Consider the following 26,830-nt stretch of genomic DNA (forward strand, 5'->3'; position numbering starts at 1 on the left):
GAGCACAACTTCGCATCAGGCGTCACAACTGTGATGACTGCGGTGAAGTGATAGTGCTCCCACCACTCTGTCCAAGAAGAGTAGACCGTCCAGATGGTCCAGTTGGTGCTGAATGCAACGGGCTTCCACGGCATCCGCCTCGATGGTGACCGGATCGCCCGTGCCTGGCAAATGCCCATGTACGGTGATGCGCGTCGCACGACGTACGTCGGCGATGAGCCCGGGGACGGACACACACCCCTCACGCAGATGGTCCCAGCGGGCGGCCGTCGCGAGCCGTGGATTGGCCACGACGAGCTCTCCGGTGCACGACCGGCTCCTGGGGTGGCGCCCGGCGTCAAAGGCGATCAGCCGCCAGCTCAGGCCGATCTGGGGGGCTGCCAGGCCGGTCGTGGAGGGCTCGTGGCGCAGGGTGGCCAGCAGATCGGCGGCGGCGGCCACGACCCCGGGGTCGGTCGGGTCCACCGGCTCGGCGGCGGTGGACAGCAGCGGGTGCGGGGCGTCGATCACCTCGCGGGGCATTCCGTCCGCCGGCCGGGTCACAACAGATCCGGTTCGACGGGTCGAAACGTTATCTCGGAGTCGAGTCCGGCGCCGACCGCGGCGAGCCTGCGCATGAGCGCCGCCACGTCCACCTCCTTCGGCAGCTCGACGTCGGCGATCAGCACGTAGAGCCGCCCGGTGAGCCGGGTGCTCATGCCGGTGATGTTGCCGCCGTCGGCCGCGAGCACGGCGCTGATGGCGGAGACGATGCCGGGCCTGTCGGGACCGTGGACGGTCAGCACGTAGCCGAGGCCGCCGCCGTCGTCGCAGAAGTGGCGGCGCGCCTCGATCGCCGAGGCGGTCACCACGAGGTCGGGTGCGCACAGGCGCTTGCTCAGTTCGGCCGCGTCCACCTCGCCCGACACGAGCAGCATCATCGCCACGTGGCCGCCGAGGAGCGTCATGGTCGAGTCCTGGATGTTCGCCCCGCAGTCGGCGAGCGAACCGGTGACCGCGGCGATCACGCCGGGCCGGTCCACTCCGAGCACGGTCACCGCTGAGAGCCCCACCCGTGGTTCCCCTTCCGCTCATGCGACCAGGGGCGCCGCACGCCCCGGCGAGGCTCACCGGGGCGCTGCCGTTCCCGGGCTAGCGGCGAGCCGTCGCCACCGCGGCCCTGAAGCCCTCTCGCGGGTGCTCCATCTCACCCAGCGAGATCGTCTCCCGCTTGAAGAACAGGGCCAGGGTCCAGTCGACGACGACGCGGACCTTGCGGTTCAGCGTCGGCACCCGCGACAGATGGTAAGTGCGGTGCATGAACCATGCAGGGAATCCGCGAAGCTTGACGCCATAGACGTTCGCGACGCCTTGGTGCAGGCCCAGCCCCGCTACCGATCCGACATACTTGTGGCGATATTGCGCCAGTTGCTGCCCACGCAGATACCGCACGATGTTGTCGGCCAGCACCTTGGCCTGGCGCACGGCGTGCTGGGCGTTCGGCGCGCAGTATTGACCGGGGTTGGTCACGTCGGGGACCCCGGCCGCGTCGCCGGCCGCGAAGGCGCCTTCCGTGCCCGCGACGGTCAGCATGGCCGTGGCCTTGATCCGGCCGCGCTCGTCGAGCGGCAGGTCGCTGTCGTTGACCACCGTGCTCGGCTTGACGCCCGCCGTCCACACGAGGGTCTCGGCGTCGAACTCCGAGCCGTCGGAGAGCACCACGTGGCCGCCCTCGCACGACTCCAGACGGGTCTCGAGCCTGACGTCGATGCCGCGCTCGCGCAGCTGCTCCAGGGTCCACTTGCCCATCTCGGGGCCGACTTCGGGCAGCACCCGGCCGGTGGCCTCGACGAGCAACCAGCGCAGGTCCGACGGCTTGATGTTGCGGTAGTAGCGCGTCGAGTGCCTGGCCATGTCCTCCAGCTCGGCCAGCGCCTCCACGCCCGCGAAGCCCGCGCCGACCACGACGAAGGTGAGCGCCCTGCGCCGCACCTCGGGGTCGTCGGCCGACTCGGCCACGTCGAGCAGGTGCAGCACGCGGTTGCGCAGCGCGATGGCCTCGCCCACGGTCTTGAACCCGATGCCGATGTCGGTCAGCCCGGGGATGGGCAGCGTGCGGGAGATCGACCCGGCGGCCATGACGATCACGTCGTAGGCCACCTGCCGCGGCTCGCCCTCGGCGGGCTGGAAGGTGACGGTGCGCTCGGCGTGGTCCACCTTGGTGACCGTGCCGTTGAGGATGTGCACCTTCGGCAGCACGCGCCGCAGCGGCGCGACCATGTGCCGGGGGGAGAGGTTGCCGGCCGCCGCCTCGGGGAGGAACGGCTGGTAGGTCATGTAGGACTGGGGATCGATGATCGTGATGCGCGCCTCACCGCTGCGCAGCTCACGGTGGAGTTTGCGCTGCAGCCTGAGCGCTGTGTAGAGGCCGACGTATCCTCCGCCGACGATGAGAATGTGCTGGTTCATCCTGAGGCCACATCCCTCGTGGAGTGCTTGTGAAAGCATTCACAAGCCTACGCCAAGGGGGTTCGATGAAGCCATTCCTGGCATGGTGCGACGCGTCACACAGCCAGTGACCTGGCACGGGTGAAGAGATCGTCCAGCATCTGGGCGGTGACGCGGCCGGTGAACGTGTTCTGCTGGCTCGGGTGGTAGCAGCCGAGCAGCGTGACGGGCGCGCCGTCGTACGCGATCTCGACCTCCGCCCCGTGCCCGAACGGCGGCCTGCTGCGCGGCAGCGTATAGCCCGTGTCCTTCAGCGCGGGCCACACCGCCTGCCAGGCGTAGCCGCCGAGCGCCACCACCACCCGCACGTCCTGCGCGACCAGCGCCAGCTCCCGCGCCATCCACGGGAAACACGCGCTCTTCTCCTCCGGCGTCGGCTTGTTCGCCGGCGGGGCGCAGCGCACCGGCGCCACCACCCGCGCGCCGATGAGCCGCTGCCCGTCGCCCGCGTGCGTGCTCGTCTCCTGCGTGGCCAGGCCGGTGCGGTGCAACGCGGCGAACAACCAGTCGCCGCTGCGGTCGCCGGTGAAGATCCGGCCGGTCCTGTTGCCGCCGTGGGCGGCCGGCGCGAGCCCCACGATCAGGATCCTCGGATGCTCGTCACCCCAGCCGGGGACGGGACGGCCCCAGTACGTCTCGTCCGCGAACGCGCGCCGACGCACCCTGGCGACCTCCTCGCGCCACTCCACCAGGCGGGGGCAGGCCCGGCAGACGGACTGCCTGGCCGTGAGCTCCGCGAGGGTGTCGCTGGTGGCGGCCAGGCGGCGCACGTCCGCGGCGTCGAGCGCGACGGGAGTGTCAGGGGTCGCCGGGTCGCCGGGCCATCCGGTGCCGGGAGGTACGAAGCTCATGACACCGATGGTGCCCGATCAGCCCGTCGCCTCGGGACTCGGCGTCGCCCTGGGCGTCGATTCTTGATCGGCGGACGACGGGGTGGCGCTCGGCGCCGGATCGGCGCAGGAGGGCGACGGCGACGGCGAGCCCGTGCTGGAGAAGTCCGGTCTGGTCAGCGGCAGCGGGTAGCGGTTGAGTATCGGCTCGCCGCACGACCGGTCGACCGTGTAGCCGTATCTCTCGGGGTCGGTGGTGAGCGGGCTGCCGTCCTGGTCGTAGAGGTAGACGTCGGTCAGCGGGGTGCCGTCCTTGGCGTACGGCTTGATGTTGTAGACGCCGTCCGACGACGCGTTGCGCACCCACGTGGGCTCGGCCATGTAGACCGACCTGGGGTCGGGCGACGGCGACTGCGCGACCATCGTGCCGAACAACACCAGCCCCGCCACCGTGTTGGCGGCCACCGCGAGCAGCACGACAAGCCTGCCCCTGCGCCTCCTGCCGAACCACACAGAGGCGAGGACGCAGGCCACGACCACGGCCCAGTTGGCGGCGGTCGCCGGAGCGAGCCTGCCGTCGCCGGCCATCGACACCAGGACCATGGCCAGCACGTAGCCGCGCAGCACCCACCATCCCGGCCGCAGCTCCGGCAGGAAGCCCACAAGGCTCCTGTAGGGCGTATATCCCATAAGGAAGGCATGCGCCCTCAGCGCCTGCTCCCACGGGCCGCGACGGCGCCTAGGCTGGCGCTCAGGGCGCTCTCCGTAGGCCGCGGCCAGTTCGTCGGCGTAGGCGGCGGGCGGCCCCAGCCGGTCTTCCAGCGGCATACCGGACTCCGCCGCGATCTCGGCCAGATGGTCGTCGAGATCGTCGAGCAGCTCCTCCCGCTCCGGATGATCGGCCAGAGCATCGCGTACGGCCTGCGCGTATTCTTCTGGAGTCATTCTTGGCCCTCCTTGAGCAGGGATGCCATGGTCTCCGAGAAGGAGGACCAGGTCTTCGCCGAGGCGGCGTACATGCTCAGGCCGACCTCATTGAGCCCGTAGTACTTACGGTGCGGGCCCTCGTCGGACGCCATCACATATGAGGTCAGCGCACCGGCCTTGAACAGGCGGCGCAGTGTCCCGTAGACCGAGGCGTCGCCCACCTCGTGGAGACCCGCCTCCCTGAGCCTGCGCACGATGTCGTAGCCGTAGCCGTCGCGCTCCTTGAGCACGGCCAGCACGGCCAGGTCGAGCACGCCTTTGAGCAGCTGGCTGCTATCCACGCCATGAACACTACTGTGCAAAGCGTAATAGCGGCAACAAGAAACCGGGTGGCGCCAGGAGGCACCACCCGGTTCTTCGTTCAGTCGCTCACTTGGACGGGTTCTCCGCGACCGGGACCGAAGGCACCGGTGACGGCGAAGCGGTCGGCACCGCCTTGGAGGCCGGGAACTCCGACGTGCAGGGCGCGTAGCCACTCGTGGAGGAGTCGCTGTTGTTCGGGCCCGTGACCGACAGCGTCACGTTGCCACCCTTCGCGTGCCGGCCCGTCAGCTTGTCCGCGGCGAACGAGACACTCTCGGAGCCGCCGTGACGGCCGAACGTGGCCACACCACTGGACACGGTCGCACCGTTGAGCGTCCAGCTCCACTTCACCCGGGCGGCGCCGGTCGAGCGGATGGTGCCGGAGGCGCTCAGCGAGCACGCGTTCGTGGTCGACGCCGAGCTGGACGCGCTCACCTTGGCGTGGGAGTCAGGCACGGGCGCCGGAGCCTTGTCCTTGCACCAGACCTTGTAGTAGGCGCGGTTGGAGTAGGTGGCGTCCGGACGGAGCACCTGCAGCTGCGCCCAGCCACGCTGGCTGTGACGCGGAGCGAAGCTGAAGCCGACCTTGCGCGCGTCGTAGACCTTGACCTTGCCGTAGTCGACGACGTCACCGTTGAGGACCCAGCGGTAACGCACCCACGTCGGGCGGTCGGTCTTGATGACGCCGGCGACGCCGATCCTGTCACCGGGAGTGCAGGAGCCGACGTACCTGCTGGGGTTGACCCAGGCACGCGCCGACACCGACCGGTCGAGGTGCGTACGCACCTCCTTCAGCTTCTCCTCCTTCTCACAGGAGACGGAGAAGTAGCCCTTCTTCGAGGTGACCTTCTTCGGGCCGAGGACCTGGACGGCCTCCCAGCCCTTCTTGATGTCGTCCTTGAAGGTGATGGACTGCTTGACGGTGACCGTCTTGGTGCCCTTGCCCTTGAGCGTGATCGTCTTGACCTTGCCCTTGGACCCGTCGCCGTGCAGCCAGCGGTAGGCCAGCTTCGTCTTGCCCTTGACAGGCACCTTGACCCGGGCCGAGAAGGTGATCTTGACCGGGCAGGAACCTTCGTAGTTGCGGGTGGAGGCCTTCGGCCGCGCAACCGTGACCTTGGAACCCGCCTTCGCCTTGGCAGCGGCGGCCGTGGCCGTGGTCGCCGCCTGCGCGGGGCTGGAGGCCAGGCCCGCGGCCAAGGCGGCCAGCACCGCGGCCGACGCACCGATCGCCGCCGCCTTACGTGCTAACCCAACAGACATCATGTGAGAGTGCTCCATTCCTTGAGGGAAGAGGCGCGCTCGGGAACGGTCGCCACGCCGGCACCTTCCGTGCACAGCGATATGGCAAAGCCCCCGTATGCACCTTTACTCAAGCACAATACTGATCGCGCCCTCAACTCGATGCATAGACCGGAAATGTCCGGATTTCTTCAGCTATGCGGCGATAGACCACGCAATACCGTCAAGGATGTCATGCTCACTAACAACGACCTGCGAAAATGCGAAACGGCGTACGATCCGGTCGAGAATAAGCGCTCCCGCGCCAATGACATCCACGCGCCCCGGATGCATGACCGGAACAGCGGCACGATCACCATGCGTCATGGCGAGCAACCGCCGCGTCACGTCGTGCACCTGCTCGGCGGAGATCCGCGAATGGTGGATGCGGGACGGGTCGTAGGCGGGCAGATCGAGCGCCATGCCCGCCACCGTCGTCACCGAGCCCGCCAGGCCCACGAGCGTATGCGCCCGGCGCACCGGCACCGCCGCCTCGACCCGGTCGAGCGCCGCCTCGATGTCGGCCACCACGGCCTCCAGAGCGGGCGCCGCCGGCGGGTCACCGGCATCACGCAGGTGCCGCTCGGTGAGGCGCACGCAGCCGATGTCCACCGACAGCGCCGCCTCGGCGTGCTCGGAGCCGACCACGAACTCCGTGGACCCGCCGCCGATGTCCACCACCAGGTAGGGGGGCAGCGGCCCCTGCGGCACCTCGGTCTCGGGCGACAACCTGACCAGGCCCCTGGTCGCGCCCGTGAACGACAGCTCGGCCTCCTCGTCGCCCGTCACGACCTCCGGCTCCACCCCGAAGATCTCGCGCACGCCGACCACGAACTCCTGCCGGTTGGCCGCGTCTCTGGTGGCGCTCGTGGCCACCACACGGGTCGCGGTCGCGCCGTGCCTGTCGATCAGCTCGCGGTAGGCGCGCATCGCCTTGAACGTACGCTCCAGCGCGTCGGGGGCCAGCCTGCCGGTGCGGTCGACCCCCTGCCCCAGGCGGACGATCTCCATCCGCCGCTCGACGTCGTCCAGCACGTCGTCGCCGGCGTCGGCGATGAGCAGGCGTACGGAATTGGTGCCGCAGTCGACGGCGGCTACACGCATGGTCCGTCACTCCACCATTCGGGGAGGGCGTCGAGCGCCTCCCTGCCGATCGGGTTGACGCCGGGCACCGCCAGCTCGTGAGCGACGAGCGCGTGCAGGCACTTGACCCGCCGCGGCATGCCGCCCGTGCTCTGCATGTCGCGCGGCAACGGATCCAGACCCTGCTCACGCGCGGCCTGGTCACGCCTGGCGACGTAGTCGTCGTGCGCGGCCTGGTAGGCCTCCGCCAGCTCGGGCTCGGTGGCCAGCCTCGCCTGCATCTCGCGCATCAGGCCGGAGCCTTCCAGTGTGCCGATGGCCGAGGCCGCCTTCGGGCAGGTCAGGTAGTAGAGAGTTGGGAACGGCGAGCCGTCGGGTAGCCGCGGCGCGGTCTCCACCACGTCGGGGTTGCCGCACGGGCAGCGGTGCGCCACCTCACGCAGCCCTCTGGGCGGCCGCCCGAGCTGCCGGCGTACGACCTCGGCGTCTTTACCGTCCAACACTCTCCTTCCCGGTGACCGCCCGGCGCCCGGTGCCCTTGTCGGTGGCCTCGACGGACTCCCAGAGCGTTTGATACCACGGCGGCACCGCCGCGGGCTGCTTCACTTGCGTCTGCTCCTTGCCCCGGTCGGGCGCCATCACGACGTAGCACTTCTCGCCCGGGCCGCAGTAGTGCAGCCGTTCCTTGGCAGTCTTCTTGATCCAGTTGGGATCGTTGCTCTGCTGGTCACGGGCCAGCAGGGCCTGCTTCTCCGCCTCGACCCTGGCCTTCTCCTCGCGCAGCTCCGAGATGCTGCGGCGCAGGCTGATGTATTCGCGGACGGGGTAGGCCAGGCTCATCGCGATCGCGCACACCACGACGGCCAGGATGGCGGCCCGCCCGGTCAGCTGCGGTCTCTTCGCCATGTGCTGCACCCCCTGCTCGTCGCCTCACCTCGGGAGGCGGCTCGGTCGCCGTGCGGAGCCGCCACCCCGGGCTTCGGTGTTCCTCGCTCGAAACTAGCGCCGGAAACGCGGGAAAGCCGCGCGACCCGCGTAACGGGCGGCGTCGTCCAGAAGCTCCTCGATGCGCAGCAGCTGGTTGTATTTCGCGACCCGGTCGGAACGGGCAGGGGCGCCGGTCTTGATCTGACCGCAGTTGACCGCCACCGCGAGGTCGGCGATCGTCGTGTCCTCGGTCTCGCCGGAACGGTGGCTCATCATGCACCGGTAGCCGCTGCGGTGGGCCAGGTCGACCGCGTCGAGCGTCTCCGACAGCGTGCCGATCTGGTTGACCTTGACCAGCAGGGCGTTGGCCGTGCCCTCCTTGATGCCGCGCTCCAGCCGCTCCGGGTTGGTGACGAACAGGTCGTCGCCGACGATCTGCACCTTGTCGCCGAGCGCCTCGGTGATGGCCTTCCAGCCCGCCCAGTCCTCCTCGTCGAGCGGGTCCTCGATCGAGACGAGCGGGTAGCCGGCCACCAGGTCGGCGTAGAACTCGATGAGCTCCTGCGCCGACAGGCCCTTGCCGTCGATCGTGTAGACGCCGTCCTTGTGGAACTCGGAGGCGGCCACGTCGAGCGCCAGCGCGACGTCCTCGCCCGGCACGTAGCCGGCCCGCTCGATCGCGACCAGGATCAGGTCGAGCGCGTCGCGGTTGGACGGCAGGTTGGGTGCGAAGCCGCCCTCGTCGCCCAGCCCCGTGGCGTAGCCCTTCTCCTTGAGCACGCCCTTGAGCGCGTGGTAGACCTCGGTGCCCACGCGCACCGCCTCGCGGAACGTCTCGGCACCGATCGGCGCGATCATGAACTCCTGGATGTCGACGTTGGTGTCGGCGTGGGCTCCGCCGTTGAGGATGTTCATCATCGGGACGGGCAGCACATGGGCGTTGGGGCCGCCGACGTAGCGGAAGAGCGGCAGGTCGGCGCTGTCGGCGGCGGCCTTGGCGACGGCCAGCGAGACGCCCAGGACGGCGTTGGCGCCCAGCTTGGCCTTGTTGGGAGTGCGGTCCAGGTCGATCATGATCTGGTCGATGATGCGCTGGTCCTCGGCCTCGACCCCGTTGATCTCCTCGAAGATCTCGTCGGTCACGGCGAGCACGGCCTTCTCGACGCCCTTGCCGCCGTAACGTTTGCCGCCGTCACGCAGCTCGACCGCCTCGAACTGGCCGGTGGACGCCCCGCTCGGCACGGCCGCACGGCCACTGCTGGCGTCGTCGAGCACGACCTCGACCTCGACCGTCGGGTTGCCCCGGGAGTCGAGGATCTCGCGGGCGTATACGACCTCGATGGTAGCCACGGGATGCGCTCCTAAATCGAAAGGCAATATGCCATCAGAGCCTATCGGTACGCCCGCTCAGCGGGACGACTCCCACGTGCGTACCCGGTCTCGGTAGGTGCGGGCGGCGGCCCGCAGCTCGGCCTCGGCGTCGAGCCCGGCCTCCACCGTCCTGCGCACGAGGTCGAACAGCTCCCTGGCCACTCCCTGGCCGACGGCCGCCGACAGCGCCCCGGGCGCCCCCGCGCGCTCGGCCCTGCGCAGGAGCTGGGCGGCGAGCGACAGCGCCGGCTGGCCCATGGGCACGCCGTCGAGCGCCGACTCGCTGCCCTTGGCCGCCCGCTCCGCCGCCTTGATCGTCTCCCAGTTGTCGTTCACCTCGTCGGCGCTCTCCGCCCGCACCGAGCCGAACACGTGGGGGTGGCGGCGTACGAGCTTGCCGACGATGCCCTCGGCGACGTCGTCCATGTCGAAGCCTTCGGCCACCCGCGCGTGGAAGACCACCTGCAGCAGCAGGTCACCGAGCTCCTCGCGGAGCGCGGGGTAGTCGCCCTGCTCGATCGTCTCCAGCACCTCGTAGGCCTCTTCGAGGAGGTACGGCACCAGCGACTCGTGCGTCTGCTTACGATCCCACGGGCACTCGGTGCGCAGCCGGTCCATCACCGCGACCAGGTCGAGCACCCGCGCCCCCGGCAGGTCGTAGGACCCCGGCACCACCTCGATCAGCGGCGGCTCGTCGAGCTCGATGGCCGCGTTGCCCACCGCCCGCATGAAGGCCTCGTCGTCCTCGGCCAGCCACACGACCGTCTCGGCGACCGCCCTGACGGCCAGCTCCCGCGCGCCGGGCTCGACGACCTCGACCTCGATGCCGGCTTCGGCCAGGTAGGGGAGCTGGGGATGCGCGGCGGAGCCGGTCAGCACCGGACCCGAGCGCAACGCCTGCCAGGCCTGGTGGCTCAGCAGGCCCGGCGGGACCCTGGGCGAGGTGGTGACGACGATCAGCGGCACGGGCTAGCCCTGCTGCTGCTGCGGCGGCGGCTGCTGCTGCTGCTCGGCGACCTTGCCGAACCTGCCGTTGTCGACGAACATCGCCGGGTTCTGCTGCGAGCGCTGGGGGTTGAGCGTGCCGTAACGGGGGCTGTAGACGACCTTCACCGCGTTCAGCTCCTGGTTGAGCCGATCCGCCCCGCTCTGGCCGCTGCCGAACTGCTGGCGCAGCTTCGCCAGGCCGGCCACCGCCAGGCCGTAGTCGCGCGCGTTCTGGGGCGCGATGGCGGCGCTGCCGAGCAACAGGTTGAGCTCGGCGGACGGATATTGGCCGGGGTCCTTGAGCACGCCTTCGATCTCCGACGGGCTCACCTGCACGTTGTAACGCTCTAGGAGCTGCTTGGTCGCGCTGACCTCGGCCATGCGCCGCAACACGCGCTGGCTGGCCGGTGTGCCCTGCTCCTGCTCCAGCGCCTCTTCCAGGCTCCTGCCGGCGAGTGCGGCCTCGAGTTCCGGAGGCAGCTTGGCGTTCCGCAAGGCGGCGGAGTAGGCCCGCGTCTCCTCATTCAGCCGGCTCGCGGAGATGCGCTCGTTGCCCACCACGGCGGCGGCGCCGGCCTGCATGGGCGAGGAGCAGGCGGTCAGCGCGATGCCCGCCGCCGCGGCGGCCGCAGCCACTCGTATCGACTTCACGTACGTCCCTTTCCGACCGTAAACCGCCGCTAGCTTACCCGTGCGGGCTCGAGGAACATCGCCTCGACCAGATCGCCACACCATTTGAGCAGGTCGAGATCGCGCAGCGGCTGCCCTCCCAGCGGCTTGGTCTTGGGAACCGGGACCAGCAGAGTCTCCGCCGCCTGCTTGTATATCGCCTTCTTGTAGAGCCGGTCGAGCCGGACCTGCTGCGACTCCTGCAGACGTACCGGCCCGAACTTGATGTTCTGGCCCTGCAGCGTGACGTCCGTCAGCCCGGCCGAGCGCGCCTTGATGCGGAACCTGGCCACCTCCAGGAGGTTCTCGACCTCCATCGGCGGCCTGCCGTAGCGGTCGGTGAGCTCGTCGCGCACCTCGTCGATGTTGACGGGCGAGGCGATGGCCGCGATCCGTTTGTACGCCTCCAGGCGCAGCCGCTCGGAGGTGACGTAGTCGTGCGGGATGTGGGCGTTGATCGGCAGCTCGACCTTGACGTCGTGCTGCTCCTCCGGTGCCTCGGCGCCCGACAGCTTGGCCTTCTGCTCCTGCACGGCCTCGGCCATCAGGCGTACGTAGAGGTCGAACCCGACGCCCGCGATGAACCCGGACTGCTCGGCGCCGAGCACGTTGCCGGCGCCGCGGATCTCGAGGTCCTTCATCGCGACGTACATGCCCGCGCCCATCTCGGTGTGCTGCGAGATCGTGGCGAGCCGCTCGTGCGCGGTCTCGGTCAGCGGCTTCTCCGGCGGATAGAGGAAGTAGGCGTAGCCGCGCTCCCTGCCTCGCCCGACCCGCCCTCTGAGCTGGTGGAGCTGCGACAGGCCGTAGTTGTCGGCCCGGTCGACGATCAGCGTGTTGGCGTTGGGCACGTCGAGCCCGGACTCCACGATCGTGGTGGAGACGAGCAGGTCGTATTCGCGTTCCCAGAAGCCGACCATGATCTTCTCGAGCTGGTGCTCGTTCATCTGCCCGTGGGCCACCGCGATGCGCGCCTCGGGAACCAGCTCGCGCAGCCGCGCGGCGACGCGGTTGATCGAGGCCACCCGGTTGTGCACGAAGAAGATCTGGCCGTCGCGCATCAGCTCGCGCCTGATCGCCGCCCCGATCTGCTTTTCTTCGTACGGCCCCACGAACGTGAGGATCGGGTGCCGCTCCTCCGGCGGCGTGAGGATCGTCGACATCTCGCGGATGCCGGTCAGCCCCATCTCCAGCGTGCGCGGGATCGGCGTGGCCGACATGGCCAGCACGTCGACCTGCGTGCGGAGGTGTTTCATCGCCTCCTTGTGCTCGACGCCGAACCGCTGCTCCTCGTCGATGATGATCAGACCGAGATCCTTGAACCTGACCTCAGGGCTGAGCAGCCGGTGCGTGCCGATCACCACGTCGACGGCTCCGGTCCTGAGCCCTTCGAGGGTGCCCTTGACCTCGCCGTCGGTCTGGAAGCGCGAGACGGCCCTGATCGCGACGGGGAAGCTGGAGAACCGCTCGGCGAACGTCGACATGTGCTGCTGCACCAGCAGCGTCGTCGGCACCAGCACCGCCACCTGCTTGCCGTCCTGCACCGCCTTGAACACCGCCCGCACCGCGATCTCGGTCTTGCCGTAGCCGACGTCGCCGCAGATCAGCCGGTCCATCGGGACGCCGCGCTCCATGTCGCGCTTGACCTCGTCAATGGCCTCAAGCTGGTCACCGGTTTCGGCGTAGGGGAAGGCGTCCTCCATCTCCCGCTGCCACGGCGTGTCCGCCCCGAAGGCGTGCCCCGGCGAGGCCATGCGGGCGGAATAGAGTCTGATCAGCTCGCCGGCGATCTCCTTGACCGCCTTCTTCGCCCGCGACTTGGCCTTGGCCCAGTCGGCGCCGCCCATGCGGTTGAGCGTGGGAGCCTCGCCGCCGACATAGCGGGTGACCTCGTCGAGCTGGTCGGTGGGCACGTAGAGGCGGTCGCCCTTGGCATATTCGATGACCAGATATTCGCGGGTGGCGCCCTGGACCGTGCGCTGCACCATCTCGACGTAGCGGCCCACGCCGTGCTGCTCGTGCACCACGTGGTCGCCGACCTTGAGCTGCAGCGGATCGACCATGTTGCGGCGCCGTGACGGCAGGCGCCGCATGTCCTTGGTGGACGCCTTCTGCCCGACCAGGTCGAGATGGGTGAGCACGGCCAGACCCGGCGTGATGAAGCCGTGCTCGATCAGGCCCGTCGTGACGTGCACGACCTTGGGCTCGGGCGACTGGTCGATGAATTCCCGCAGCCGCGCGGGCACGTCGACGCCCTTGAGCAGCTCCACCATGCGCTCGGCGGGCCCGTGGCCCTCGCTGAGCAGCACGACCGCCTTGCCGTCGGCCAGCCAGCCCTTGATGTCGGCCAGCGCCCTGGCCGTGTCTCCGCGGTAGGCCTCGGAGTCGTGCGCGTCCAGCTCGACGCCGGCACCGAACGGCGCCATCGTCCACCAGGGCTGCCCCAGCACGTCGGCGTGCGTGCGGATCTCCTCCAGCGAGCGGAACGCCGCCGCCCCCAGGTCGATGGGCGCCTCGCCGCCGGCCGCCGCGTTGATCCACGAGGCCTCCAGGAACTCCTGCGAGGTGCGGACGAGCTCCTCCGCCCGGCCCCTGATGCGCTCGGGGTCGCACACGAACACCGCCGACCTGGCCGGCAGGTGGTCGAGCAGCAGGTCCATCTCCCCGGCCAGCACGGGCGCGAACGCCTCCATGCCCTCCACCGGCGTGCCCTCGGCGAGCTGGTCGAGCACCTCGGCCAGCGCCGGGTGCTCCTCGGCCAGCGCGCGGGCCCTGCTCCTGACCTCGTCGGTCAGCAGCAGCTCGCGGCACGGGGGCGCGAACAATCCGTCCTCGGCCGCTTCGAGCGAGCGCTGGTCGGCCACCTTGAACCAGCGGATCTCCTCGACCGTGTCGCCCCAGAACTCCAGCCGCAGCGGATGCTCCTCCGTCGGCGGGAAGACGTCGAGCAGCCCGCCGCGCACGGCCACCTCGCCCCGCTTCTCCACCATGTCGACCCGGTGGTAGCCGTTGTTGACGAGATTGCCGACCACGTCGTCGAGGTCGGCGTCGTCGCCCGCGCGCAGCCTGATCGGCTCCAGGTCGCCGAGCCCCTTCACGATCGGCTGCAACAGCGCCCTGATCGGGGTCACGATCACGCTGAGGGGTCCGGCGGCGGTGTCGCCCTTGACCGGGTGGGCCAGCCGCCTGAGCACCGCGAGCCGTTGCCCGACGGTGTCGCTGCGCGGCGAGAGCCGCTCGTGCGGCAGCGTCTCCCATGCCGGGAACACCGCCACCGAGCCGAGCTCCGCGGGCTCGATCAGGCTGGTCAGCGCCGCGGCCAGGTCTTCGGCCTCGCGCCCCGTCGCGGTGACCGCGAGCACGATGCGCTGGTCGTGCCCCGCCAGCGCGGCCACGCCGAACGGACGCAGCGCGGACGGCGCGACCAGCGCGACGTCGCCGCCCTCTTCGAGAGCGGCGGCCAGTTTCGGGTCAGCGCGAACAAGGTCAAGCAGTCCGGAAAGACTCATCAGATACGCCCACAGCCCCATTTGCGGCAACACGACTACCCCCGGCCGGGACAGGTCGCGGGGGTTCCTCACCCAGGGTACTCGGCGCGCCGGCTCACCCGAGCTTGTAGCCGGGCACCGAGGGCCAGCGCACGGTGAGCACGGTCGACGCCGCCTCCGCTCGCCACGAATGGTCGACGCCCTTGCCCCAGACCACGTAGTCGCCCGGCTCGGTCAGCAGCACGTCGCGGCCTCGGAACTCGACCACGAAACGCCCGCTGATCAGGACGAGCAGGGCGGTGCGCGTCTCGCCGACGGCCCACGCCGCCCGCTGGTCGCCCGGCGGGTGCACGCCCCACTTGATCTCGACGTCGTCGCTGTGGCGTGGATCGCCCGGGGGCTTGAAATGGCCGAGAAGCCAGCCGGCGTCACCGGCGCCGTCGACGCCCGCGTTGCCCACGTAGATCCCCGGCTCGGGCACCTCATCGCTCACGGGCCAGGACGCTAGCAGGGAAATACGCTACGCATAACGATTGGTTGATTACTGTAGGTGACATGTCTGAGGTGCGATCTGTCGCCCAGCGAGGCGACCTTTTCGGTCAGCGGGTCCGCGAGCACTGCGCGATGCAGCCGCACAAGCGGCTCGACGTGCTGGTCGCCGGCTGCGCGCAGGACGGGCCGCTGGTGCTGGAGCACATCGAGACCAGGGCCACGGGAGCCGACGAGGACCACCCCGTCATCAGGCGGCTCCTCGAGGAGCGGGGTGACCTGGCCTCGTGGTCGCTGGGTGACCTGCGCTGCGTTCCCATGCCGCCCAGGGCCTACGACGTGGTGCAGGTGTCGTTCCTGCTGGAGCGGGTCAGGCACGCCGAGCTCGTCTTCGACCGCCTGCTGCAGTCGCTCCGCCCCGGCGGCCTGGTGCTGCTGCGCATGCGCGACCGCGGGTCCGCCTACGGTCTGCTCGACCGGATGACGCCGTCGTGGTTGCGCGGCCTGCTGTGGCGCCCGCTCGTCCCGCCGGGGTGGCCGGGCCCGCTGCCGACCGTCTACGAGCCGCTGACGTCGAGCGACGGCCTGCACGCGTTCTGTCTCAGCCGCGGCCTCATGATCACCGACGAGATGCGCAACATCAGCGGCCCCGCGCGCTCCCGCCGCATCGGCGCCGCAGCCATCGCGGCGATCTCCAGGCTGACCAACGACCGCTATCCCGCCTCCCACGACGAGATCACCATGGTGATCAGGAAACCCCAGCACCACTTCGCCAGGCTCATCTAGTGACAGACTGGTTCCACCCGCTAGGATTCTTTCCTACCAATTCAATCGGATTAGTTGGGATGGAGAGAACGTGGAGTGGACCCCCGACCCGCGCGAGCTGGCCGATCTCGAGCTGATGCTCTCCGGCGCGTTCGAGCCGCTGACCGGGTTCCTCGGCCACGACGACCTGCACGCCGTGCAGGAGCGCGGCACTCTCGCCGACGGCACGTTGTGGCCCGCTCCCGTCACCCTTCATCTGCCCGCCGACGTCTCACCCGGCGACGAGGTCACGCTGCTCGACCCTGAAGGGTTGCCGCTGGCCACGCTGACGGTGAGCGCCCACGAGCCCGACGGGCTGACCTCCGGGCCCGTCCACGCCCTCGGCACACCCGAGCACGGGCCGTTCGCGCACCTGCGGCGCACGCCGTCCGACGTGCGGGCCGAGCTCGGCGGGCGGCCCGCGCTCGCCGTCACCATGCGCGGGCCACTCGAGGACCTCTCCGAGATCGTCGCCACCGCCAAAGAGCTCGACGCGGTGATCCTGCTGCTCCCCCTCGCGTACGGCGAGGCGGGCCCCGCCGTCGTACGCGCCGCGCTGCGCGCAAGAGATCAGTTGCCCCAGGGCACGCTCGTCGTCTCCGTCCCCCTGGCGCCACGCGACGAGCCGGAGATCGATCTGGAGCTGCGCGAGCACGTCGCCACCGCCTACGGCGCCACCGAGCACCTGGCGGGCCCCGACCCCGTGCGCATCCCGGGCCCACCGCACCGGCGCGGCCTCGTGGTCTTCTTCACCGGGCTGTCCGGCTCCGGCAAGTCCACCATCGCCCGCGGCCTGCGCGACGCGCTGCTGGAGCTCGGCACCCGCACGGTCACCTACCTCGACGGCGACGTGGTGCGCCACCTGCTGTCCAAGGGCCTGACCTTTTCGAAGGCCGACCGCGACCTGAACATCCGCCGCATCGGCTTCGTCGCCGCCGAGGCCGCCCGGCACGGCGGTCTGGCCATCTGCGCGCCCATCGCCCCCTACGCGGCAACCCGCGCGGAGGTGCGCGAGGCGGTGGAGTCCGTAGGGGCCGACTTCCTGCTCGTGCACGTCGCCACGCCACTGGAGGAGTGCGAGCGGCGCGACCGCAAGGGCCTGTACGCCAAGGCCCGCGCCGGGCTCATCCCCGAGTTCACCGGCATCTCCGACCCGTACGAAGAGCCGGACGATGCCGACCTCACGATCGACACCACGCACATCACGATCGAGGCGGCCGTCTCCCAGGTGCTGGAGACCCTGAGGTCCGAGGGCCGGGTCCGTTGACAGCGCCCGTGGTGGTGAGCGACCGATGAGCAGGGAGCGAACCCGACGCAGTGAGCGGAGTGGAGGGCCGAGGAACGAGGCACTCCGCGCAGCGAATGAGGAGCCGGTGAGTGACCGATGAGCAGGGAGCGAACCCGACGCAGTGAGCGGAGTGGAGGGCCGAGGAACGAGGCACTCCGCGCAGCGAATGAGGAGCCGGTGAGTGACCGATGAGCACAGACGTGGCGCTGATCGGCGGGTCGTTCCTCGTCGCGATCGTGGTGGGCCTGACCGGCATGGGCGGCGGGGCCCTCATGACGCCCATGATGATGTTGTTCTTCAACGTCCCGCCCCTGGCCGCCGTCTCCAGCGACCTGGTCGCCTCGGCCGTGATGAAGCCGGTCGGCGGCGTGGTGCATCTGCGCACCGGCACGGTCAACCTGCGCCTGGTGGCCTGGTTGTGCGCGGGTTCGGTGCCTACCGCGTTCTGCGGGGTGTTCCTGGCCCGCGCGTTCGCGGTCACCGACACGGTCAAATATGCGCTCGGCGTGGCGCTGTTGCTGGCCATGGCGGGCATGGCGGTCAAGACCTGGCTCGGCGGGCGGGGCGGCACGTCGAGCACGCATGAGATCGTCGTACGCCCGATTCCGACCCTACTGGTCGGTATGATAGGCGGGCTGGTCGTCGGCGTCTCGTCCGTCGGCTCGGGATCGCTGATCATCGTGGCCCTGCTCGTGCTCTATCCGGCGCTCAAGGCCAACCAGCTCGTCGGCACGGATCTCGTGCAGGCCGTGCCGCTGGTCGTGTCCGCGGCGCTCGGCCACCTGCTGTTCGGCGACTTCCAGGCGGACCTCACGCTGTCGCTGCTCATCGGCTCGATCCCGGGCGTCTATCTCGGCGCCAAAATCTCCTCGCGCGCGCCCGGCGGCCTCATCCGGGCGATGCTGGCGATCGTCCTGCTCGCCTCCGCCCTCAAGCTGCTCGACGTGGACGACACCCTCACCGTCTGCGTCCTCGCCGCCGCCACCGTGGTCACCGTCGCGGGCTGGCGCCTGCGCGCCAGAGCCGAGGCTCCCCAGCCGCGGGGCGAGAAGGTCGGCGCCCGCTAGGGCCGCGGCACCGGGGTGGCGCGGAAGTAGGGGTCACGGGCGAGGGCGGTGAACGCGCGGTCGGCCGCCTCGTCGGAGTCGAAGCTGGTGTCGCCGCGCGGCGCCTGCGGCGAGTCGAAGTAGATCAGCGCCTTGATCTGGGGATAGCGCTTGATCTGCCGGCGTACGGACTCGAAGAAGGCCCGCTTGAACGACCGGTCGAGCGGCCGCGAGAACGCCCCCCACTCGGCCACCATGACCGGCTTGCCGGGGAAGCGGGCCTGCATCCACCGGTAGAAGCCCGGCCAGTCGGGATATTCCTTGCGGGTCTTGTTGACCAGGCTCTCGAAGTCGTCGACCCGATGGTCGGCATAGGGGTCCATGGCCACCCAGTCGACCACGTCGTCACCTGGGTAGAGGTCCTCGAACCAGGACTTGGCCGCCCAGTTGGGCGCCCCCATGTACGTCATCACCATGACGGCGTTCTTCACGCCCCGCTCCCGCAGCCGGACAACGATGTGCCGGAACATCGCCGCGTAGTCGGTGGCCTGCATGCCCGAGCCCGACGAGGCGTCCACGTCGTTCTCCGGCTCGTGGTGCAGGGTGAGGAAGAACCGCTCGGGGAAGGTGCGCCGGAGGTAGCCGGCCAGCCGGTCGATCCTGGCGTCGAGCGCCCCGTCGGCGATCTCGGCCCAGGTGTGGTCGAACGACGGCTTCCAGTTGATAAGGAGCAGCCTCGGCCTGGCCGGGTCGCGGGCCAGCCTGATCTCGGCTTCGGTCGGGAACAACTCGCTGCCCCGGTGGTAGACGTGCAACACGTCGGCGCCGGCGTCCATGCGCGACTCCGCGCCGCGCAACGCCTCCTCCACCGGGGCGCCGGTGAAGATCTCGGGCGCGATGCCCCACCAGGCGCCGCACGACGGGATGAGCTTGCTGGTCGCCGTGCACGCGGGCGGGCCCGCGACGTCACGCGCCGGCTCCTCGACCGCGATCGACGCCCCGGCGTTGGAGCCGGCCACGGTGGAGCAGGCGGCCATCGTCGCGGCCACGGCCAGGATCAGGCCGGCGAATGCCGTGTTCGCCGCGTTTTGAGAAATGCCCCGTTGCCGCAAAGCCTTCCAACCCCCCTTGTCGAACGACCCTGCCTATCAAACCTGAACCTTGCCATGTCATTCCGCGAACTTCAGCCAGTGTGGAAGTCTCCCCACGTCACCACGGCCAACAATTCGTCCGAATTTTCCGAATATTTCGATTTATGGAGGGGCTTCTTTGTGGCCGTACCGGAGAAAATCTTGTGTATTCAGCCAAGGTAAAGGCGGGCGGCCCTATAGTGGGCGCACACCCGGCCGGTGACGCAGAGTCGCTGATCGATGACGACGCGCACATGATCCAGGAGAGCCCTCATGAGCCTGCCGCCGGACCCTCAGGTCCCCCGCTCCGGCGCCCACCTGGGTGAGCATCTCGCGCCGCTGCGCCGGCGCTGGGCGATCCTCGTCGGCTGCGTCGTCGCCGGGGGCGCCGCGGGGATCGCGCTGCTGTGGTTCACGCCGGCCTCCTACACCGCGACCACGCAGGTGCTCGTCATGCCCGTCGGCACGCAGGAGCCGGGCAACCAGGTGACCAACCGCCAGCGCGAGGCGCTCAACCTCGACACCGAGGCCCAGGTCGCCCAGTCCGCCGTGGTCGCCGCGCGGGCCGCCATGGCGCTGCGGGGCGCCGAGCCCGAAGAGGTCGAGGTCTCGGTGCCGCCCAACTCCGCGGTGTTGTGGATCGCGGTGACCGCCGCCGAGCCGGCCGCCGCGGCCACCCAGTCCCGCGCGTACGCCGAGGCCTACCTCGCCCACCGCCGCCACAACGCGCTGACCGCGATGGCCGAGCAGCAGCGGACGGTCCTCGCCAAGCTCAAGCACGTCAACTCCGCGATCGAGCTGACGATCAAGCGGCTGCACACGCTGCCCAGGGGCAGCGCCGAGCACGCGATCGCCACCCAGCGCCAGAACGTCCTCAACCGGCAGGCCGCCAACCTCGCGCTGAAATACGACGAGCTGCGGACCGTCGCGGTGACCCCCGGCGCGATCATCAGCAAGGCCGAGCCGCCGGCCGAGCCCAGCAGCCCCGTCCTGCCGCTCTACTTCGGCACCGGGCTCATGGCCGGGCTGCTCGCCGGCGCGGCCGCCGCCCAAGCCCGCGACCGGCTCGACACGCGGCTGCGCACGGCCGCCGACATCGAGCGCCTGACCGGCCTGCCCGTCCTCGCCGACCTGTCGAGGCCGGGCGAGCACGACCTGCCCCTCGACCGGCCCCACGACCGGCCCCACGACCGGCCCCACGACCTGCGCCGCGATCGGGCCCACGACCTGGCCAGCGCCGTGGTCGCCGCATGCCCCGGCAACCGGCTGCTGGTCAAGGCGCTGCCCGCGCACCTCTACGTCTCGTCGCCTGCCGAGCCGCTCATGATCGGCGCGCCGCTGACGGTGCTCGACGGCTCAGATGTGCGCGACCTGTCCAGGGCGGACGCGGCCCTGCTGCTCGTCGGGCTCCGCCGGGTCACCTCCACCGAGGTCGCGGCCACCGTACGCCGCCTCGCCCGGCACGACGTGCCTGTCATCGGCGCGGTGGCCGCCACCGATGCGGTGCCGTCGTTCGTCCCCTTCATCGAGGCGCACCCGCACACCTCGCTCGGCAAGCTCGTCGCGACCGGCGAGCTGGAAGTGAGCGTGCCGGCGGAGAGCACGCGCATGCAGGCGCTGCACCGGCCCCGGCGGCGGGGCAAACCAGCGTGAAAGGCCCCGCGTGGCCCATCGCCGCGCTGCTCGTCGGCTATCCGGTCTGGTGGGCGCTCGGGTTCGGCGGCCTGTCGGTGATCGTCGTGGCGGCGCCCATGGCGGTGATCCTCTGGCGGCGCCGGCCGATCAGGGTGCCGCGCGGGTTCGGGCTGTGGCTGCTGCTGCTGGCCGGCTATCTGGTGAGCGGGCTGATGCTGGCGGAGATGCCGCCCGGCACCTACGGCGAGCTCGGGTCCGGCAGGATCATCGGCTACGGCATGCGGCTGGCGCTCTACACGGCGATCCTCATCGTGGTGCTCTACCTCGGCAACCTGACCGAGCGCGAGCTGCCGCAGCTGCGCCTGGTGCGGATGATGGGCGCGCTCTTCGTCACCACGGTCGCGGGCGGGCTGCTCGGCGTGCTGTTCCCGTCGTTCTCCTTCACCTCGCCGGTGGAGCTGCTGTTGCCCGGCTGGATCGGCGAGAACCCGTTCGTCCAGAACCTCATCCACCCCACCGCCGGCCAGACGCAGAAGGTGCTCGGCTACGCCATGCCCAGGCCGGAGGCGCCCTTCGAATGGGCCAACGCGTGGGGCAGCAACGTGTCGGTGCTGCTGGTCTGGTTCGTGGCCGGCTGGTGGGTGCACGGCGGGCGGCGGCGCAGGGCTTCCGCCGTCGTGCTGATCGCTCTGGCCGCCGTCCCCATCGTCTACTCCCTCAACCGCGGCCTGTGGATCGGTCTCGGCCTGGCCGTGCTCTACCTGATCGTCCGGGTGGGCGGGCGCACGCGGGTCGCGCTCTGCGCAGGCGTGGCCGTGGCGGCGCTGGCGTTCGCGCTCAGCCCGCTCGCCCCGCTGTTCGCGCAGCGGCTGGACAAACCACACTCCAACGACATCAGGGCCTTCACCGTGACCGCGACGCTCGCCGCCGCCACGCACTCGCCGGTCATCGGCTACGGCAACACGCGCAACGCGACGGGCAACCACCGCACGATCACCACGGGCAAGACCCAGTGGTGCACGGGCTGCGGGCATCCGCCGCTGGGCAGCGACGGGCAGCTCTGGCTGCTGATCATGACGCAGGGGTTCACCGGGGCGGCCCTCTACGTGGCGTTCTTCGCGGGCGCCATCCGGCGGCACTGGCGTGACCGCAGCCCCATCGGGCTGGCCGGGGTGCTCGTGATGGGGCTCGTGCTGCTCTACATGTTCGTCTACGACGGGCTGGTCACGCCGCTCAGCCTGTATCTCATCTCGTTCGCCATCCTGTGGAGGAACGCATGACCGACGCCGCCGTCCGCCTCGGCTATCTCGCGGAGACCGTGCGGCTGCTGTATCCCGGGCCGGGCTCGCCCCGCCCGTACACCGTGCTGCCGCACGCGGCCCTGCCGCGCCGGCTCGCGCCGCGCCGCTGGTGGCATGTGGGGTCGCAGGTCGTGGTGCCGGTCGAGGGCTCGATCGCGGCGCACCTGAGCGAGGTCTTCGCGCGGCCGGTCGAGACGGTCCTGCACGTGCGTCCCGCGCGGCGGGCCAACCGCAAGCCCATTCTGGAGGTCCGCTCGGGAGCGCGGCGGCTGGCGTTCGTGAAGATCGGCGACAGTCCGCGCGCCCGCGAGCTGGTCGCCGCCGAGGCGGCCGCCCTGCGCCGGCTGGCCGGGATGTCGCTGGACACAGTGGTCGCGCCCAGGGTGCTGCACCACGGCTGCTGGAAGGGGCTCACGGTGCTGGCGCTCGCCCCTCTGCCGGTCCGGCGCGGCCGGGTGAGCGAGGCGCTGCGGCTCGCCGCGATCAAGGAGATCGCGGCCACCGGAGGGCCGTCCCCGGCCTGGCACGGTGACCTCGCGCCCTGGAACATGTGCCCCTCTCCCGACGGGCGGCTGCTCGTGTGGGACTGGGAGCGGTACGAAGTCGGCGCGCCCTACGGGCTCGACGCCGTGCACCACTTCTTCCAGCGGGCCCTGCGCAGGATGAGCCCGCCGGTTGCGGCGCGGGCCTGCCTGGCGCAGTCCGTACGCGTGCTCGCGCCCCTGGGGGTGTCGGCGTCGGTGGCGAGGCAGACCGCCCTGCGTTACCTGATCGCGCTGGCCGACAGGCACGCGGCCGACGGCCACGCCCCGCTCGGGCCTCCCGAGACCTGGCTCTGCCCGGTCGTCGACCACGAGGAGCTGCTCACGTGAAGGCATTGAAGGCGCCGGTGTTGTCGTTGTCCAGGAACACGGGCAGGTTCACGTCGGGCGCTCGGATGTTGCCGTCGTTCCTGATCGCGGGGGCGCAGCGGTGCGGCACCACCTCGCTGTACCGCGCCCTGGAACAACACCCGCTGCTGCTCAAGCCGGTGCTGCACAAGGGCGTGCACTACTTCGACGTCGGCTACGAGCGGGGAATGTCCTGGTACCAGGCCCATTTCCCGCTGCGGGCCGGCGCGGCGCTGCTCGGCCGCCGGTACGGCGCGCGGGCGCTGGCGTTCGAGTCGTCGCCCTACTACCTGTTCCATCCCCTGGCCGGGCGGCGCATCGCGGCCGACCTGCCCGGTGTGAAGCTGATCGTGCTGGTGCGCGACCCGGTGGAGCGGGCCTGTTCCGCGCACGCCCACGAGCTGGCCAGGGGGTTCGAGACGGAGTCGCACTTCGAGCGCGCGGTGGAGCTGGAGGAACGGCGCCTGGCGGGGGCGGAGGAGCTGCTGCGGAATGAGCCTTTCGCGGTACACCACGCGCATCGCCACCAGGCGTACCTCGCCCGGGGCCGCTACGCCGACCAGCTCGACCGGCTGGAGCCGTTGTTCGGGCGCGAGCGCATCCTGGTGCTCGACAGCCACCTGTTCTTCGCCCGGCCGAAGGCCGTCTACGACCGGGTGCTGGACTTCCTGGAGGTGCCCCGGCTGGGCTATCCGGAGTTCGAGCGGCACAACGGCCGGTCGTTGCCGCGCCGGGTGCCGCCCGATCTGGCGCGGGCTCTGCGGGAGCACTTCGCCCCGTACGACGCCCGGCTGGCGCGGTGGCTGGGCGGTGAGCCGTCGTGGCGTCAGTGACCGGTTCGGTGGGGCGGCGTGGGGTCGCCGGGGTCATGGGGGCCGTGTTCAGCGCGCTCGCGCAGTTCGCCCTGGTCGTGGTGGTGACGAGGGCGTTCACGGCGGCGGAGGCGGGGGCGTTCTTCACGGTGACCGCGCTGGCCCTGATGGCGGCCGGGATCGCCAAGCTGGACGCCGGGAACGGGCTGATCTACTTCATCGCCCGAGCGAAAACCTACGAGTATCGCGGCATTTCGGGATATATCCGGGCGGCGCTCCTCCCCAGCGTGGTGGCGGCCTGCGCCGCGGGCGCGCTCCTCTACCCGCACCTCGGCCTGCCCGCCGCGGCAATCCCGCTCATGGTGGCGGGCGACGTCCTGCTGGCCGCCACCAGGGGGTTCGGGGCCATGCGGCCCACCGTGGCGCTGGACGGCGTGCTGGTGCCGGGGTGCCAGCTCGCCTTGGTGACCGCCGTGGCGCTGGCCGGGGCGGTGTGGTGGTTGCCGGTGGCGTGGGCGGCGCCGTACGCGCTGCTGCCGGTCCTGGCCGCCACCACGTTGCGGGGACGGGCGCCGCGCACGCCGTACCTGCCGGGTACGGGCCGCGACCTGTGGCGGCACACCGCGCCCCGCTCGGTCGCGGGGGCGATCCAGGCGGTGTTCCAGCGGGTGGACATCGTGATCGTCGCCGCGCTCGGCGGGCCCGCGCAGGCCGCCGTCTACACGGCCGCCACCCGGTTCAAGGTGATCGGGCAGCTCGCCAACCAAGGGCTGGCGCAGGCCGTACAGGCCCGGCTGGTGAGGGCGCTCACCGAGGGCGAGCGGGCTCGCGCAGGGGAGCTCTACCAGACCGCCACGGTCTGGCTGGTGCTGATGACCTGGCCGGTCTGGCTGGGGTACGCGGCGCTGGCGCCCTGGCTGCTGCACCTGCTCGGCCCTTCCTACGGCCAGGCGGCGCCGGTGGCGCTCGTGCTGGCGGGGACGATGATGGTGGCCACGGCCTGCGGGATGGTCGACGTGGTGCTGACCGCCGCCGGGCACACCGGCGCGAGCCTGCTCAACCTGCTGGCCGCGATCGCCTGCACGCTGACCCTCGACCTGGCCCTGATCCCCTCGTACGGGGCGCTCGGAGCGGTCATCGGCTGGTCGGGCGGCGTACTGGTGAAGAACCTGCTTCCCCTGTGGCAGCTCCACCGCCGCTACGGCCTGCACCCGTTCGGGCGTCACACCCTGACGGCGCTTCGCCCTCGCACGTGGGCGGCCGCGTGACACGAGCCCCCGTGCTGGTGACCGGCCTGCCGAGAAGCGGCACGAGCTGGACCGGCAAGATGCTCGCCGCGGGCGGCGATCTCGTCTACGTCAACGAGCCGCTCAACCCGCAACACCCGCCAGGACGCTGCCCGGGAGTGCTCAGGGCCGAGGTGACCCACCGGTTCCAGTACATCTGCGACGACAACGCCGCCACCTGGCTGCCCGCCTTCCGCGACACGGTCGCCCTGCGCTACCGCTGGCTGTCCGAGCTGCGGGCCAACCACTCGCCGTACGACCTGGCCCGCCTCGTCCGTCACGGCACCACCTTCACGCTCGGCCGGCTGGCGGGCCGGCGGGCGCTGCTGGACGACCCGTTCGCGGTGCTGAGCGCCGGCTGGTTCGCCCGCCGCCTGGGGTGCCGGGTGATCGCACTGGTGCGCGATCCGGTGTCGTTCGTGGCCAGCTGGCACCGGCTGGGGTGGACCGTCTACTTCCACGAGCTGCTGGAGCAGCCGCTGCTCGTGCGCGACCACCCCGGCCTGCTGGAGCTGCGCGCCCTGGTCGGCTCGCAGGACCGCATCGCCAAGGCCGCCGCGCTGTGGCGGGTGACCCGCTCGATCCTGGCCCGCACGCCGGGCATCCTCATCACGTCGTACGAATCCCTGGCCGCCGACCCGCTCCCCCGCTTCCGCGACCTGTACGACCACGCCGCCCTGCCCTGGACGCCCGCCGCCGAACGCCGCATCCTCAGGGCCTGCACCGGACCCTCGGCGCCTGGGAAGGGGCCCGGGAAGGGGCCCGGGAAGGGGCCCGGGAAGGGGCCCGGGAAGGGGCCCGGGAAGGGGTTCGCCTGGTCGGGCCTGTCACGCACGGCGTACCGGCCCATGGACTCCCGCCAGGCCCTGCGCGACGCGGCCCGCGGCCTCACCCCCGAGGACGTCGCCCGCGTACGAGCCCTCACCGCCACCTGACCCGGCCATCCGGCGCTCACACGTCGGCGTCAGCCGCTCTGCCGGGGTGCCGGATGTGAACGGGCGCCGGACCTGACCCGTGCGGTGAGCGAGCCGCCCAGCAGCCGGGCCGCGAACGGCAGGTCGTCGATTAGGTAGCGGCGCGCCAGCCGGCCGGGCTCGACGGCCAGCCGGAACGCCCATTCCAGCCCGGCCCGCCGCATCCACTCCGGAGCCCTGGCGACCGTCCCCGCGGCGAATCCGATCGCCGCGCCGCACCCCAGGAACCACGTCCCCGGCAGCTCGTGCCGCAGGTCGGCGATGAGCCGGTCCTGTCTCGGGAATCCCAGCCCGGCGAACACGAGCCGCGGCCGTGCGCCGACCACCTTCCGCAGGACTCTCTCCCTGCCCTCGGGGGTCGCGTCGAAGCCGTACGGCGGACCATGGGCACCGCATATCGGGAGTCGCGGACAGCGACTGGTGAGCGCGGTCGCGGCCCTGCGTGCGACGCCGGGCGGGCCGCCGAGAAGGTAGACGGGCCAGCCGTGACGGGCGGCGCACCGGCTGAGCGACCAGATGAGGTCGGCTCCCGTGACGCGCTGGGGCAGCGGGGTGCCCTGCAGCCTGGCCGCCCACACCAGCGGCATGCCATCGGCCACGACGAGCTCCGCCGAGCGCACCAGGTCGTGCAGCTCGGGATCGGCGACGGCGGCTCTGCAGATGTCGACGTTGGGGGTGACGATCCGGCCGCCCCTTCCCGCCTCCAGCTCGGCTGCCACCCACGCGACCACGTCATCCTCGGTGAGCGGGTCAACCTCGACC

The 26,830-nt window shown here is 70.8% G+C and carries 26 protein-coding genes; 9 read left to right on the plus strand and 17 right to left on the minus strand.

Annotation, left to right across the window (positions count from 1 at the left end):
- Window positions 1–15 precede the first annotated feature (15 nt).
- The 15 genes from E1294_RS25530 to E1294_RS25600 all read right to left on the minus strand — a co-directional run bounded on the left by E1294_RS25530 (window position 16) and on the right by E1294_RS25600 (window position 14,906).
- Window positions 16–543 carry a peptide deformylase gene (locus E1294_RS25530; protein ID WP_220447932.1) on the minus strand — a complete coding sequence of 176 codons (528 nt, stop codon included), beginning with the start codon at window positions 541–543 and terminating at the stop codon, window positions 16–18.
- Entirely contained in the window at window positions 540–1,052 is a 513-nt protein-coding gene (locus E1294_RS25535; protein ID WP_132512315.1) for a glycine cleavage system transcriptional repressor, read from the minus strand. Before E1294_RS25535 ends, E1294_RS25530 begins: the two co-directional genes overlap by 4 nt.
- Before the next feature lie 79 nt (window positions 1,053–1,131).
- Complete coding sequence (locus E1294_RS25540; protein ID WP_132512317.1) at window positions 1,132–2,448, minus strand: NAD(P)/FAD-dependent oxidoreductase; 1,317 nt, start codon at window positions 2,446–2,448, stop codon at window positions 1,132–1,134.
- A gap of 95 nt (window positions 2,449–2,543) precedes the next feature.
- Window positions 2,544–3,338 carry a uracil-DNA glycosylase gene (locus E1294_RS25545; RefSeq protein WP_132512319.1) on the minus strand — a complete coding sequence of 265 codons (795 nt, stop codon included), beginning with the start codon at window positions 3,336–3,338 and terminating at the stop codon, window positions 2,544–2,546.
- 18 nt (window positions 3,339–3,356) lie between these two features.
- Window positions 3,357–4,262, minus strand: coding sequence for a hypothetical protein (locus tag E1294_RS25550; protein ID WP_132512321.1), 906 nt, complete (start codon window positions 4,260–4,262; stop codon window positions 3,357–3,359).
- Window positions 4,259–4,585, minus strand: coding sequence for a PadR family transcriptional regulator (locus E1294_RS25555; RefSeq protein ID WP_132512323.1), 327 nt, complete (start codon window positions 4,583–4,585; stop codon window positions 4,259–4,261). Before E1294_RS25555 ends, E1294_RS25550 begins: the two co-directional genes overlap by 4 nt.
- Before the next feature lie 88 nt (window positions 4,586–4,673).
- Window positions 4,674–5,870, minus strand: coding sequence for a hypothetical protein (locus tag E1294_RS25560; RefSeq protein WP_132512325.1), 1,197 nt, complete (start codon window positions 5,868–5,870; stop codon window positions 4,674–4,676).
- Window positions 5,871–6,044: 174 nt separating this feature from the next.
- Complete coding sequence (locus tag E1294_RS25565) at window positions 6,045–6,992, minus strand: Ppx/GppA phosphatase family protein (protein ID WP_132512327.1); 948 nt, start codon at window positions 6,990–6,992, stop codon at window positions 6,045–6,047.
- Window positions 6,983–7,471 (minus strand): DUF501 domain-containing protein, encoded by a 489-nt coding sequence (locus tag E1294_RS25570; RefSeq protein ID WP_246083270.1) that lies wholly within the window; start codon window positions 7,469–7,471, stop codon window positions 6,983–6,985. The genes E1294_RS25565 and E1294_RS25570 overlap by 10 nt, the downstream gene beginning before the upstream one ends.
- A complete protein-coding gene (locus E1294_RS25575) occupies window positions 7,461–7,877 on the minus strand; it encodes an FtsB family cell division protein (protein WP_132512331.1) in 417 nt (138 codons plus the stop codon). Before E1294_RS25575 ends, E1294_RS25570 begins: the two co-directional genes overlap by 11 nt.
- Window positions 7,878–7,970: 93 nt before the next feature.
- Window positions 7,971–9,248, minus strand: coding sequence for a phosphopyruvate hydratase (gene eno, locus E1294_RS25580; protein ID WP_132512333.1), 1,278 nt, complete (start codon window positions 9,246–9,248; stop codon window positions 7,971–7,973).
- Between the two features lie 57 nt (window positions 9,249–9,305).
- On the minus strand, window positions 9,306–10,235 hold the full coding sequence (locus tag E1294_RS25585) for a nucleoside triphosphate pyrophosphohydrolase (RefSeq protein ID WP_132512335.1): 930 nt from the start codon (window positions 10,233–10,235) through the stop codon (window positions 9,306–9,308).
- Between the two features lie 3 nt (window positions 10,236–10,238).
- A complete protein-coding gene (locus E1294_RS25590) occupies window positions 10,239–10,907 on the minus strand; it encodes a hypothetical protein (protein ID WP_132512337.1) in 669 nt (222 codons plus the stop codon).
- Between the two features lie 29 nt (window positions 10,908–10,936).
- On the minus strand, window positions 10,937–14,434 hold the full coding sequence (mfd, locus tag E1294_RS25595) for a transcription-repair coupling factor (RefSeq protein ID WP_132512339.1): 3,498 nt from the start codon (window positions 14,432–14,434) through the stop codon (window positions 10,937–10,939).
- Window positions 14,435–14,528: 94 nt separating this feature from the next.
- The gene (locus E1294_RS25600) at window positions 14,529–14,906 is read right to left on the minus strand and encodes a cupin domain-containing protein (protein WP_132512341.1); all 378 of its coding nucleotides are present in this window, start codon (window positions 14,904–14,906) and stop codon (window positions 14,529–14,531) included.
- Window positions 14,907–14,968: 62 nt separating this feature from the next.
- Here E1294_RS25600 and E1294_RS25605 point away from each other — a divergent pair, with 62 nt between their 5' ends.
- The 3 genes from E1294_RS25605 (at window position 14,969) to E1294_RS25615 (ending at window position 18,061) form a co-directional block, all read left to right on the plus strand.
- The gene (locus tag E1294_RS25605) at window positions 14,969–15,688 is read left to right on the plus strand and encodes a class I SAM-dependent methyltransferase (RefSeq protein WP_132512343.1); all 720 of its coding nucleotides are present in this window, start codon (window positions 14,969–14,971) and stop codon (window positions 15,686–15,688) included.
- 70 nt (window positions 15,689–15,758) lie between these two features.
- Window positions 15,759–16,973 (plus strand): adenylyl-sulfate kinase, encoded by a 1,215-nt coding sequence (gene cysC / locus E1294_RS25610; protein ID WP_132512345.1) that lies wholly within the window; start codon window positions 15,759–15,761, stop codon window positions 16,971–16,973.
- Between the two features lie 209 nt (window positions 16,974–17,182).
- Window positions 17,183–18,061 carry a sulfite exporter TauE/SafE family protein gene (locus E1294_RS25615; protein ID WP_132512347.1) on the plus strand — a complete coding sequence of 293 codons (879 nt, stop codon included), beginning with the start codon at window positions 17,183–17,185 and terminating at the stop codon, window positions 18,059–18,061.
- Here E1294_RS25615 and E1294_RS25620 read toward each other — a convergent pair.
- Window positions 18,058–19,089, minus strand: coding sequence for a glycoside hydrolase family 26 protein (locus E1294_RS25620; protein ID WP_246083271.1), 1,032 nt, complete (start codon window positions 19,087–19,089; stop codon window positions 18,058–18,060). The genes E1294_RS25615 and E1294_RS25620 overlap by 4 nt on opposite strands.
- A 354-nt stretch (window positions 19,090–19,443) precedes the next feature.
- On the opposite strand from E1294_RS25620, the gene E1294_RS25625 reads away from it, so the two are divergent.
- The 6 genes from E1294_RS25625 to E1294_RS25650 are packed head-to-tail and all read left to right on the plus strand — an operon-like array spanning window position 19,444 to window position 26,029.
- On the plus strand, window positions 19,444–20,823 hold the full coding sequence (locus tag E1294_RS25625) for a Wzz/FepE/Etk N-terminal domain-containing protein (RefSeq protein WP_132512349.1): 1,380 nt from the start codon (window positions 19,444–19,446) through the stop codon (window positions 20,821–20,823).
- Window positions 20,820–22,085 carry a hypothetical protein gene (locus E1294_RS25630; protein WP_132512351.1) on the plus strand — a complete coding sequence of 422 codons (1,266 nt, stop codon included), beginning with the start codon at window positions 20,820–20,822 and terminating at the stop codon, window positions 22,083–22,085. Before E1294_RS25625 ends, E1294_RS25630 begins: the two co-directional genes overlap by 4 nt.
- Window positions 22,082–22,978: a hypothetical protein gene (locus E1294_RS25635; RefSeq protein WP_132512353.1), complete on the plus strand. Its 897-nt coding sequence runs from the start codon at window positions 22,082–22,084 to the stop codon at window positions 22,976–22,978. The genes E1294_RS25630 and E1294_RS25635 overlap by 4 nt, the downstream gene beginning before the upstream one ends.
- 5 nt (window positions 22,979–22,983) lie before the next feature.
- Window positions 22,984–23,829 carry a sulfotransferase domain-containing protein gene (locus E1294_RS25640; RefSeq protein ID WP_425465223.1) on the plus strand — a complete coding sequence of 282 codons (846 nt, stop codon included), beginning with the start codon at window positions 22,984–22,986 and terminating at the stop codon, window positions 23,827–23,829.
- On the plus strand, window positions 23,826–25,076 hold the full coding sequence (locus E1294_RS25645; RefSeq protein ID WP_246083273.1) for a lipopolysaccharide biosynthesis protein: 1,251 nt from the start codon (window positions 23,826–23,828) through the stop codon (window positions 25,074–25,076). Before E1294_RS25640 ends, E1294_RS25645 begins: the two co-directional genes overlap by 4 nt.
- Window positions 25,073–26,029 carry a sulfotransferase gene (locus E1294_RS25650; protein WP_132512355.1) on the plus strand — a complete coding sequence of 319 codons (957 nt, stop codon included), beginning with the start codon at window positions 25,073–25,075 and terminating at the stop codon, window positions 26,027–26,029. Before E1294_RS25645 ends, E1294_RS25650 begins: the two co-directional genes overlap by 4 nt.
- A gap of 29 nt (window positions 26,030–26,058) precedes the next feature.
- On the opposite strand, the gene E1294_RS25655 is transcribed toward E1294_RS25650, so the two are convergent.
- A partial coding sequence (locus tag E1294_RS25655) for a WecB/TagA/CpsF family glycosyltransferase (RefSeq protein ID WP_246083274.1) occupies window positions 26,059–26,830 on the minus strand: 772 nt, incomplete at its 5' end.

It is taken from the genome of Nonomuraea diastatica, from assembly GCF_004349015.1.
Classification (GTDB): Bacteria; Actinomycetota; Actinomycetes; order Streptosporangiales; family Streptosporangiaceae; genus Nonomuraea; species Nonomuraea diastatica.